The sequence below is a fragment of the Streptomyces sp. NPDC090499 genome (assembly GCF_044769305.1).
GTDB lineage: Bacteria > Actinomycetota > Actinomycetes > Streptomycetales > Streptomycetaceae > Streptomyces.
Genome location: NZ_JBIVXP010000009.1, coordinates 285,633 through 297,137 on the forward strand (window position 1 = coordinate 285,633; position 11,505 = coordinate 297,137).

Genomic DNA, 11,505 nt, shown 5'->3' on the forward strand with positions numbered 1-11,505 from the left:
GGCTGGTCGCGCAGTTCCCCGCGCCCCCAAAAAAAGGGGCACTGCAGTGCGCCCCTTTAGGGGCGCGGGGAACTGCGCGAGCAACCCCCACCCACCCGCACTGTTCAGTACAACCCGCCATCCACCCGGATCAGCGACCCCGTCGTATAACTCGACGCGTCGCTCGCCAGATACAGCGCCGTGCTGATGATCTCCTCCGGCCGCCCTGGCCGGCCCACCGCGCTGCGCGTGCTCTGCCTCTTCTCCTCCGTCCAGGACTTCGAGATGTCCGTCAGGAACGGGCCCGCGGAGATCGTGTTGACCCGGACCGTCGGGCCGTACTCCAGGGCGAAGACGGTCGTCAGGGCGTTGAGCGCGGCCTTCGCACCGGCGTACGGGCCGAACCGCGGCTGAGGGAACAACGCACCGGACGACGACACGTTGATGATCGAGCCGCCGTCGCCCTCGGCCATCCGCTGCCCGACCAGCGAGGCGAGCCGGAACGGGCCCTTGAAGTTGACGCCGATCACCTTGTCGAAGAGTTCCTCGCTGGTCTCCGCCGAGGAGGGGGCCAGCGGGGACATCCCGGCGTTGTTGACGAGGACGTCGACGTGACCGAACTCCTCGTAGGCGAGGTCCGCGAGCCGGCCGAGGTCGTCCCAGCGGCCCACGTGCGCGGCGACCGGCAGCGCGCGCCGGCCCAGGTCGCGGACCTCGGCCGCGACCGTCTCGCACGCGTCGAGCTTGCGGCTCGCGACCACCACGTCGGCGCCCGCGGTGGCGAAGGCCCGCACCATCTCCCGGCCCAGCCCCCGGCTGCCGCCGGTGACCAGCGCGACCCGGCCGGACAGGTCGAACAGGTCGGCCGGGGTGCTGGACTTGGCGTCGCGGCCGGTCGAGTCCCGCCCGCCGCTCACGCGTTCACCCGGCCGCTGAGACCGTCGTCCGCGATGATGTGGGCGTACCGCTTGCGGGCCGCCTGAAGCTTCGGCGGGATGTGCTCGCTCGGGAACAGGCCCTCGGCCGGCGCGTAGTTCCTGAGCAGCTGCCTGGCGATGGTGGTGCGGTGCACCTCGGTCGGGCCGTCGGCGAGGGCGAGGTTCGGGGCGGCCATCCACCACTTGGCGAGCGGTAGTTCGCCGGTGGTGCCGAGCGAGCCGTGCAGATGCACCGCCCGCTGGACGATGTCGTGCAGCACCTTCGCCGTCTGCACCTTGCACATCGCGATCTGGGTGCGGGCGGCGCCGTGCGGCTGGGTGTCGATGATCCAGGCGGTGTGCAGCACGAGCAGCCGGAACTGCTGCAGCTCCACCCAGGAGTCCGCGATGAACTGCTGCACCGCCTGCTTGTCGGCGAGCAGGGTGCCCTGGGTACGGCGGGACAGCGCGCGCTCGCACATCATGTCGAAGGCGCGCGTGCACTTGCCCACCGTGCGCATCGCGTGATGGACACGACCGCCGCCGAGTCGGGCCTGGGCGACCGCGAAGCCCTCGCCGGGTCCGCCGAGCATGGCGTCGAGCGGGACGCGGACCTGGTGGTAGCGGATGTAGGCGTGGATGCCCTCGTCGAGGCTCTCACGCTCGTCCATCGTGCCGACGTTGCGCTTGATCTCGATGCCGGGAGTCCCCGACGGCACGATGAACATCGACATGCGCCGGTGCGGGGGCGCGTCCGGGTCGGTGACGGCCATGACGATGAGGAAGGCCGCGTACCGGGCGTTGGAGGAGAACCACTTCTCCCCTTCGATCACCCACTCGTCGCCGTCCCGCCAGGCCCGGCACGTGAACTCCTTGGGGTCGGCGCCCGCCTGCGGCTCGGTCATCGAGAAGGTGGAGACGATCTCGCCGTCGAGCAGCGGCCGCAGGTAGGCGGCCTTCTGCTCCTCGGTGCCGAACATCGCCAGGATCTCGGCGTTCCCGGTGTCGGGGGCGGCGGTGCCGAAGACCGTCGGCGCCCAGTAGGAGCGGCCGAGTATCTCGTTGAGCAGGGCGAGCCGCACCTGGCCGTAGCCGGGTCCGCCCAGTTCGGGGCCCAGGTGGCAGGCCCACAGACCCTGCTCCCGTACCCGTTCCTGCAGCGGCCCGAGGATCGCGCGGGCCTTCTCGTTGCCCGTGTCGTACGGGTCGCCGCCGTGCGGGAAGAGGAGGTCGAGCGGCTCGACCTCCTCGCGCACGAAGGCGGCGGCCCAGTCCAGCCTGGCCTGGAAGTCAGGTTCGATCGCGAAATCCAGCATGGCAAAACAGTATACTTTTTCGGCGACCTCGGTCCATACTCGAAGCGCAGGAGGCCAATTGGGTATGCGCAATGGCGCGGATCGGGAGGTCTGGTCGGATGCAGAGGCCGATGGAGGGCGTGCGGGTGCTCGAAGTCGCGCAGTTCACCTTCGTCCCGGCGGCGGGTGCCGTGCTGGCCGACTGGGGTGCCGACGTGATCAAGATCGAACACGCCGAACGCGGCGACGCCCAGCGCGGCCTGGTGCGGGTGCTCGGCTACGAGGCGGCCAGCGCGGGCTCGTCGTTCTTCCCGATCATGGAGGGACCCAACCGCGGGAAGCGCAGCGTCGGCCTGGCCCTGGAGAAGCCCGCGGCGCGGCCCGTGCTGGAGGAGCTGATCCGCTCCAGCGACGTGTTCCTCACCAACTTCCTGCCCGAGGCGCGGGCCAGGCTCCGCATCGACCTCGACGACGTCCGGGCGGTCAACCCCGACATCATCTACGTCCGGGGCAGCGGCTTCGGCATCCGCGGGGAAGAGGCCGGCAAGGGCGGCTACGACAGCACGGCCTTCTGGGCGCGCGGCGGCAGTGCCGCCGGTGTCACCCCGCCCGGCGCCGACCGCCTGACCCGGATGCCGGCCGGCGCCTACGGCGACTCGATGGGCGGCATGACCATCGCCGGCGGCATCGCCGCCGCCCTCTACTCCCGGGCCACCACCGGCGAACCGTCCGTCGTGGACGTGTCCCTGATCGGCGTCGGCGCCTGGGCGACCCAGTTCACCGTCAACCTGGCACTGATGACCGGCGGCCCGCTCCCGGTGAAGACCCAGCCCCGGCACGGCTCGGCCACCAACCCGCTCGTCGGCGCCTACCGCACCGCCGACGGCCGCTGGATCGAACTGTCGATGCTGCAACCGGGCCGCTACTGGGCCGAGTTCTGCAAGCTCGCCGGCCGCGAGGAACTGGGCGGCGACGAACGGTTCGACAGCACCGAGAAGCTGATGGCGAACGCGGCCGAGGCCGCCGGGATCGTCGCCGGTCTCGTCGCCTCCCGCCCGTACGCGCAGTGGGTGGAGATCCTCTCCCGGGGCGAGGGGCAGTGGTCGGCCGTGCAGAACGCCTGGGAGGTGGGCCAGGATCCCGCCCTGCGGGCCAACGGCCTCATCGCCCCCGTCGTGGACGCCGACGGCGTCGACCGCGAACTGGTCGCCAGCCCCGTCCAGTTCGACGAGACCCCGGCCGCCCTCACCCGGGCACCGCAGTTCGCGGAGCACACCGACGAGGTCCTGCGCTCGCTCGGCCTCGGCGACGACGAGCTGATCGCGCTCAAGATCGACGGCGCGGCCACGTGACCGACGTACGACGAGACGTGACCGACGTACGACGGGACGACGAGACGTGACCGACGTACGACGGGACGACGAGACGTGACCGACGTACGGCGAGACGACGAGACGTGACCGACGTACGGCGAGAGGAGCCGTGATGGGAACGACGCTCGACGAGTCCGAGGGGACGTACGAGGGCACGCCCGCCTACCACTTCGACAACCGGCTCGGCGGGCCGGTCCTCAGCCACCAGGAGCGCTGGGACGAGATGGCCGGCACCCACACCGGGTTCCGCAGCACCGTCGCGCGCGGTTTCTGGGTCGTCACCGACGGCCCGGCGGTGCAGGAGGCGCTCCAGGACTGGCGGACCTTCTCCAGCAGGTCGGTGACGGCGCTGGAACCGGACCCGAAGTTCCTGTGGATCCCCGAGATGCTGGACCCGCCCACCCACAGCGTGTGGCGGCGCCTCCTCGGCCGCTACTTCTCGCCGGGCGCCGTGGCCGCCCGTGAACCTGAGGTCCGCCGGACCGCGGCGGAGCTGATCGACGCGCTCGGCGGGCGGGACGGCGCCGACGTGCTCGACGAGTTCGCGCGCCGCTTCCCGACCCTGATCTTCATGCGTCTGATGGGCCTGCCGGAGGAGGACCTGCCCACCTTCCTCGCCTGGACCCGCGAACTGCTGCACCTCTCGCACGCCGAGGACCCGGACGGCGCCCGCCAACTGGCCGCCACCCGGGAGGTGTCGGCGTACTTCGCGGAACAGATCGCCCTGCGCCGCAGGACACCCCTGGACGACCTGCTCTCGCACGCCATGACCTGGACCGTCGACGGCGAGCCCATCGACGACCGGGACATGCACGCCTTCTGCGTCCTGATGTTCCAGGCCGGCTTCGACACCGTGCCCATCTCGATCGGCTGGGCGCTGTACCACTTCGCCACGCACCCGGAGCAGCGTGCCGAGATCCTCGCCGATCCCGCGCTGATCCCGACCGGGGTCGAGGAGATCCTGCGCGTCTACTCGTTCGTCGTGCCGGCGCGCAAGGCGACCCAGGACGTCGAGGTCGGCGGCTGCCCGGTGAAGGCGGGCGAGATGGTGATGCTCCCGCTCGCGGTCACCAACCGCGACCCCGAGCGGTACGAGAACCCGCTGGAGGTGGACCTGCACCGCAAGGCCACCAACCACATCGCGTTCGGCTCCGGCCCGCACCGCTGCCTCGGCTCGCACCTCGCCCGCCTCGAACTCAACGTGGCGGTCGAGGAATGGCACCGGCGCATCCCCGACTACCGGCTCGCCCCCGGTCAGGAGCTGTGGCAGCACGGCAACATGTACGGCATCAAGTCGCTCCGGCTGGAGTGGTGAGGCGCCGGTGCCGACACACCCCCTGCGAGCGGCTGACCTCTACCACACCGGGATCGTGGTCGACGGCGTGGACGCCTGGAAGGCCCGGCTGAGCGAGGTCGCCGGGTACCGGTGGACCGAGACCATGTCCGCCGACCTGCCGGTACGGCTGGCGGACGGCGGCGACCGGGTGCTGAACCTCCGCTATGCCTACTCCCTGGACGCCCCGCACATCGAACTCGTCCAGGAGATCCCCGGCACCCCGTGGACGGCCGCCGCCCACCTCGCCACCCACCACCTCGGCTACTTCTGCGACGACCTGGCGACGACGTCGAAGCGGCTGGCCGAGGCGGGCTTCGCCCTGGAAGCCTGCGCGGTGATCGACGGCGAACCGTCCGTCTTCGCCTACCACCTGGCCCCCTCCGGCATCCGCATCGAGATCGTGGACCGCACCCGCATCCCCGACCTCGCCGCCTATCTGCGTTCGAAGACGCCCCGGTGACGGCCGGGGACGGGACGGCCGTGGCACCGACCTTCACCGAGGAGCACGAGCAACTCCGCGCGACGCTGCGCCGCTTCCTCGCGGACAAGGCGCCGAGCGAGGCAGTGCGCCGCTCCATGGAGTCCACGGACGGACACGACCCGGCGCTCTGGCGGCGGATGGCGGACGAACTCGGCCTGCTCGGCCTTGCGTTGCCCGAGGAGTACGGCGGTCTCGGCGGCGGACCCGTCGAGCTGGGCCTGGTCCTGGAGGAACTGGGCCGGGCCCTGTTGCCCTCCCCGTACTTCGCGACCGTCGCCCTGGCCGGCCAGGCACTCGTGGTCTCCGGCGACGAGAGGGCGAAGGCACGCTGGCTGCCGGCGATCGCCGACGGCTCGCTGACCGGCACGCTGGCGTGGGCCGAGGAGAGCGGGTCGTGGCACGTCGAGGACGTGCGGGCCGAGGCCGTACCCGACAGGGGCGGTACCCGCGACCGGGTGTCGGGCACGAAGATGTTCGTCGTCGACGGCCGCAGCGCCGACCTCGTCCTGGTCGTGGCCCGCACGACGACCGGCCCCCGGCTGTTCGCCGTCGAGGGCACGGCACCCGGGGTGACCCGCACTCGGCTGGAGACGCTCGACCCGACCCGGCGCCTGGCCCGGATCGACCTCGACGGCGCCCCGGCACAGGCGGTCGGCCCGGAGGACGCGGACGCCGCGGCCGGGTACCTGCGCCGGGTGACCGACCTCGCGGCGGTGGCCCTCGCCGCCGAACAGGCAGGTGGAGCACAGGCGTGCCTGGACGCGGCCGTGGCGTACGCCAGGGTCCGGGTGCAGTTCGGCCGGCCCGTCGGCTCCTTCCAGGCGGTCAAGCACAAGTGCGCCGACACACTGGTGAAGGTCGAGGCGGCACGATCGGCGGCCTACCACGCGCTGTCCGTGGCGGCGGCGGACCCGCCGGAGTGGCGGGAGCGGGCCGCGGCCGCCGCGGTGGCCGCCGTCTGCTGCGCGGACGCCTACACCCACGCGGCCAAGGAGAACATCCAGATCCACGGCGGCATCGGCTGCACGTGGGAGCACGACGCCCACCTCCATCTGAGACGCGCGAAGTCCTCCGAGCAGCTCCTCGGCAGCCCGGCGGCGCACCGCCGGCGGCTGGCCGGGCTGGTCGGAATCTCCGCGCCCGAGGCGACGAAAGGCCGAGCACGTGGGAATCCGTGACCGTCTGTCCCGGCTGCTGGGCGAAGCCGCCGCCGAGGCCGAGGCGATCGAGTACGACGGCGAGTGGTGGACCTGGGGACAGGTCCGGAAGACCGCGAACGGTGTCATGGCGCTCCTCGACGAGGCGGGCCTGCCGCCCGGCGGCCGGGTCGGCGTCGTACTGGAGAACCGGCCCGAGCACGTCGCCGTCGTCGCCGCGGTGATCGCCTCCGGGCGCTGCCTGGTGATGCTGAGCCCGCTGCAGCCCGCCGAGCGGCTCGCGGCCGACGTCGACCGCTGCGCGCCGCCCGTCGTCGTCGCCGGTGCCGAACCGCTGGCCCGCGCGGGCGTCTCGGCGGCGGTGACCGCCCACGGCGCGGCGCTTCGACTCGGCCCGGACGGCACGTTGACGCCCGCCGGGGGCGCCGCCCCCGCCGGCGCCCCGGCCAACCCCGGCGTCGCCGTGGAGATGCTCACCTCCGGCACCACCGGCCCCCCGAAACGCGTCCACCTGCGCATCGGCCAGCTCGACCAGGCCCTCGTCTCCGGCGGGCAGACCCCGAAGGCGGAGCGCCTGCTGTCGCCGTCGGCCTCGCTCGTGTCCAGCCCGCTGGTGCACATCGGCGGCCTGTGGCGGGCGCTCGCCTGTCTCGCGACCGGCCGCCGCATGCTGCTGATGCCCAGGTTCGCCGTCGAACCCTGGGCCGACGCGGTGGAGCGGCACGGGCTGCGGGCGGCGAGCCTGGTCCCGGCCGCGATCCGCGCCGTGCTCGACGCCGGGGTGCCGAAGGAGCGGCTGGCGAGCCTCCAGGTCGTCACCTCCGGCACCGCGCCCTGCCCGGCCGAACTCGCCGACGCGTTCTTCCGCACGTACGGCGTGCCCGTCCTGATGACCTACGGGGCGACCGAGTTCGCCGGAGCCGTGGCCGGCTGGACGCTGCCGCTGCACGCACGGTGGTGGCAGCGCAAGGCGGGCAGCGCCGGGCGCGCCTTCGACGGCGTCGAACTGCGGGTGACCGGCGAGAACGGTGCCGAGCTGCCGGTCGGCCGGACCGGCCGCCTGGAGGTCAGGACCGAGCAGAGCACGCACGGCGGCCGGGTGTGGGTGCGCACCAGCGACCTCGCCCGGATCGACGCCGACCGGTTCGTCTGGATCGAGGGCCGCGCGGACGACGCGATCATCCGCGGCGGCTTCAAGGTGCGGCCGGAGACGGTCCGCCGCGTCCTGGAGTCGCACCCGGCCGTACGGGAGGCGGCGGTGGCCGGGCTGCCGGACGCCCGGCTCGGCGAGGTGCCGGTCGCGGCGGTCGAGCCCGAGCCGGCCCGGCCCGCACCGGACCCCGCCGAACTCGTCGCCCTCTGCCGCGCCCGGCTCACCCCCTACGAGGTGCCCGCACACGTCGTCGTCCTCGGTGCACTGCCCCGGACCCCCTCGGGCAAGGTCAGCCGGGTGGAACTGCTGGGCCTGGTCCGGGCCCGGCTGGCGAGCAAGGAGGAACAGCGATGACGGACACCGAGGAGCGGTTCGGCGTCCTGACCGACGAGGCCGTCGAACGCTCCCGGCGCCGCCTCGGCGTCCCCCGCCCCCAGCGCAACCCCCCGCACAACTACGAGGTGACCTGGGACGCCGCCCGCCACTTCGCCTACGGCTACGGCGACGACAACCCCCTGTACTGCGACCCCGACTACGCGGCCGGCACCCGCTGGGGCACCCTGCTCGCACCGCCCACCTTCCTCTACACGATGGGCGAGGACGCCGCCCCGGCACCCGACCCCGGGACGAAGGCGCTCCTCAGGGGCGACCCCTTCGCCGGACTCGGCTCCTACCAGGCGGTGATGGAGTTCGAGTGGTGGTGCCCGCTGCAACGCGGGGACCGCTGCCGGGTGTTGCAGACCCAGGTGGGCGTGGACCTCAAACCCAGCCGCTTCGGCGGCCGCACCGCCCACGTCGTCAACGACTACCTCTACGCCAACGGGCGCGGCGAGATGCACGCACTGCGCCGGGGCACCTGGATCAACGCGGAGCGGCACACCTCCAAGCAGCGAGCCACCGAACAGCTCGTACAACAGCCGTACAGTGCAGCACAGTTGGCGGAGATCGACGCCGCCTACGCGGCCGAGACCCGGCGCGGCGCCGAGCCGCGATACTGGGAGGACGTCGAGATCGGCGAGGAGCTCCAGCCGCGGGTGAAGGGGCCGCTGACCACCACCGACGTGGTCGTCTGGCATCTGGGCTGGGGCATGCAGCTCACCCCGCCCGGCGCCTTCGGGATCGCGGCGCGGGTCCGGCGCAAGGCGCCCGGCCTCTACCCGCCCAACCCGCTGAACGTCCCCGACACCGTGCAGCGGCTGCACTGGGAGCCGGAACGCGCCAGGGAACTCGGCCTGCCGGCCCCCTACGACTACGGCGGCATGCGCGAGACCTGGCTGTGCCATCTGCTCACCGACTGGATGGGCGACGACGGCTGGCTGTGGCGGCTCCGCTGCGAGCACCGCAGGTTCAACTACCGCGGCGACACCACCTGGGTACGCGGCACGGTCGTCAGCAAACGCCTGGCGGACGGGCGCGCCGAGGTCGACATCGAGGTGCGCTGCGAGAACCAGCGGGGCGAGGTCACCACGCCCGGCACGGCCGTCGTCCTGCTGCCCACCCGCGACCGGCCCGTCGAACTCCCCGCACCGCCCGCGGCGGACCTCGACGGCATGGTCGCCCATGAACTGACCCGATTCGCCGTGACCGGCGACCGTCCGAGGAGGTAGGCGTGTCCGACGAGGTACTGGTGGAGCGCCGAGGCGCGGTGCAGCTCATCACGATCAACCGCCCCGCGGTGAAGAACGCGCTGGACGCCGCGGTGGCCGAGGGGGTGGCGGCCGCGGTCGACGAACTGGACGAGTCGGACGAGCTGCGGGTCGGCGTGCTCACCGGCGCGGGCGGCACGTTCTCGGCGGGCATGGACCTCAAGGCGTGGCTGCGCGGCGAGACGCCCGCGATCGAGGGCCGCGGCCTGTGCGGGATCAGCATGACCCCGCCGCGCAAGCCGCTGGTCGCCGCCGTGGAGGGCTGGGCCCTGGCGGGCGGCTTCGAACTGCTGCTGGCCTGCGATCTCGTCGTCGCCGCCCGCACCGCCCGGCTCGGTGTACCCGAGGTGACCCGCTCGCTGGTCGCCCGCGCGGGCGCCGCACTCCACCTGCCGCGCCGCATCCCGTACGCCATCGCCCTCGAACTGCTGCTGACCGGCCGGCCGATCGGCGCCGCGCGCGCCGCCACGTACGGCCTGGTCAACCGGCTCACCGAGGAGGGCGGCGCGCTGGAGGGCGCCCTCGAACTCGCGGCCACCATCGCGGCGAACGGCCCGCTGGCGGTCGCGGCGACGAAGCAGATCGCCCGCTCCACCGCCGACTGGACCCTGGACGAGGCATGGGGCAGGCAGTTCGACATCGCCGAGCCGGTGTTCCAGTCCGAGGACGCCCGCGAAGGGGCGGCGGCGTTCGCGGAGAAGCGGGCGCCGGCCTGGAAGGGCCGCTGACGATGACTGCCGAAGCCGAAGCCGAAGCCGAAGCTGGAGCTGGAGCTGGAGCTGGAGCTGGAGCTGGAGCTGGAGCTGGAGCTGAAGCCGGAGCCGGAGCCGGAGCCGGAGCCGGAGCCGGAGCTGAAGCTGAAGCCGGAGCTGAAGCTGAAGCCGGAGCTGAAGCTGAAGCCGGAGCTGAAGCCGGTGCCGGTGCCGGTGCCGGTGCCGGTGCCGGAGCTGGAGCCGGAGCTGAAGCCGAAGCCGAAGCCGAAGCCAAAGCCCCAACCGCAACCGCAACCGGGGCCGTCGGCCGCGACGGGACGTCGGCCGGCGCGGTCGGGCCGCTCGCAGGCTGCCGCGTCCTCGAACTCGGCGGGATCGGACCGGGACCCTTCGCCGGTATGCTCCTCGCCGACCTGGGCGCGGAGGTCGTCCGGGTGGACCGGCCCGGACGGGAGGCCGAGTCGGACGCGGGCGGACCGGCGGCCGTGCTCGACCGGGGCAAGCGGTCGGTCGTACTGGACCTGAAGCGACCCGCCGAGGCCGAGGCACTGCTGCAACTCGTGGCGCACGCCGACGTGTTGACCGAGGGGTTCCGGCCCGGCGTCACCGAACGGCTCGGCATCGGACCGCACGACTGCCTGGCCCGCAACCCCCGCCTGGTCTACGGCCGGATGACCGGGTGGGGCCAGGACGGACCCCTGGCCGCCGCGGCCGGACACGACCTCACCTACATCGCGGTGACCGGCGCGCTCGGCGCCATCGGCGAGGCGGGCGGCCCGCCGCGGATCCCGCTGAACCTCGTCGGCGACTTCGGGGGCGGCGGCTGCTACCTCGTGATCGGGGTACTGGCCGCGCTGCACGCCGTAGCACGCACCGGCGCCGGGCAGGTCGTCGACGCGGCGATCGTCGACGGCACCGCCCACCTGCTCGCCAGCACCTTCGCCAAGCTCGCCCGCGACGAGTGGCGTGACGAGCGGGGCGTCAACCGGTTCGACGGCGGCTGGCCCTTCTACGCCGTGTACGAGACGAAGGACGGCCGTCATATGGCCGTCGGCGCGCTGGAGCCCAAGTTCTACCGCAGCCTGGTGGAGCTGCTCGGCCTCGGGGTGGACCCGGACCGGCAGCACGACCGCTCGGCCTGGCCGCGGCTGCGGGAGCTGCTGGCGGAGCGCTTCGCCGAGCGCACCCGGGACGAGTGGGCGGCGCTGTTCGAGGGCACCGACGCCTGCGTGGCGCCCGTCCTGAGCCTCACCGAGGCGGCCTCCCACCCCCAGCTGGCCGCCCGCGCCAGCCTGTTCACCCGCGACGGCGTGCTCCAGCCCGCCGCGGCCCCCCGCTTCTCGGCGACCCCGGCCCGCCCCGGCCGCCCGGCACCGCCCGTCGGCGCCGACACCCGCGCCGTGTTCCGCGACTGGGGCGTGCCGTTCCCTGGTGAACCCACGCCCGAGTGAACTC

General features: G+C 73.2%; 9 protein-coding genes and 1 pseudogene. 8 read left to right on the forward strand and 2 right to left on the reverse strand.

The features are described from left to right. Positions 1–104: 104 nt before the first annotated feature. Together ACIQVL_RS30930 and ACIQVL_RS30935 are read right to left on the reverse strand one after the other, a co-directional pair. Positions 105–896 (reverse strand): SDR family NAD(P)-dependent oxidoreductase, encoded by a 792-nt coding sequence (locus tag ACIQVL_RS30930; protein ID WP_403476967.1) that lies wholly within the window; start codon positions 894–896, stop codon positions 105–107. Beyond that, positions 893–2,212, reverse strand: a complete 1,320-nt coding sequence (locus ACIQVL_RS30935; protein WP_403476968.1) for an acyl-CoA dehydrogenase family protein — start codon at positions 2,210–2,212, stop codon at positions 893–895. The genes ACIQVL_RS30930 and ACIQVL_RS30935 overlap by 4 nt, the downstream gene beginning before the upstream one ends. 98 nt (positions 2,213–2,310) lie before the next feature. Here ACIQVL_RS30935 and ACIQVL_RS30940 point away from each other — a divergent pair, with 98 nt between their 5' ends. From ACIQVL_RS30940 to ACIQVL_RS30975, 8 genes and pseudogenes are all read left to right on the forward strand, one after another. Further along, a complete protein-coding gene (locus tag ACIQVL_RS30940; RefSeq protein ID WP_403476969.1) occupies positions 2,311–3,543 on the forward strand; it encodes a CaiB/BaiF CoA transferase family protein in 1,233 nt (410 codons plus the stop codon). A gap of 133 nt (positions 3,544–3,676) precedes the next feature. Then, a complete protein-coding gene (locus tag ACIQVL_RS30945; protein ID WP_403476970.1) occupies positions 3,677–4,879 on the forward strand; it encodes a cytochrome P450 in 1,203 nt (400 codons plus the stop codon). Between the two features lie 7 nt (positions 4,880–4,886). After that, positions 4,887–5,360, forward strand: a complete 474-nt coding sequence (locus tag ACIQVL_RS30950) for a VOC family protein (protein WP_403476971.1) — start codon at positions 4,887–4,889, stop codon at positions 5,358–5,360. A gap of 20 nt (positions 5,361–5,380) precedes the next feature. Then, entirely contained in the window at positions 5,381–6,559 is a 1,179-nt protein-coding gene (locus ACIQVL_RS30955) for an acyl-CoA dehydrogenase family protein (RefSeq protein ID WP_403476972.1), read from the forward strand. Continuing rightward, the gene (locus ACIQVL_RS30960; RefSeq protein ID WP_403438830.1) at positions 6,546–8,045 is read left to right on the forward strand and encodes a class I adenylate-forming enzyme family protein; all 1,500 of its coding nucleotides are present in this window, start codon (positions 6,546–6,548) and stop codon (positions 8,043–8,045) included. Before ACIQVL_RS30955 ends, ACIQVL_RS30960 begins: the two co-directional genes overlap by 14 nt. Further along, a complete protein-coding gene (locus tag ACIQVL_RS30965) occupies positions 8,042–9,298 on the forward strand; it encodes a MaoC family dehydratase N-terminal domain-containing protein (RefSeq protein WP_403476973.1) in 1,257 nt (418 codons plus the stop codon). The genes ACIQVL_RS30960 and ACIQVL_RS30965 overlap by 4 nt, the downstream gene beginning before the upstream one ends. Before the next feature lie 2 nt (positions 9,299–9,300). Then, on the forward strand, positions 9,301–10,065 hold the full coding sequence (locus tag ACIQVL_RS30970; RefSeq protein ID WP_403476974.1) for a crotonase/enoyl-CoA hydratase family protein: 765 nt from the start codon (positions 9,301–9,303) through the stop codon (positions 10,063–10,065). Between the two features lie 320 nt (positions 10,066–10,385). Beyond that, positions 10,386–11,501, forward strand: a pseudogene (locus ACIQVL_RS30975) (CaiB/BaiF CoA transferase family protein); the annotation flags it as partial. Positions 11,502–11,505: the final 4 nt, after the last annotated feature.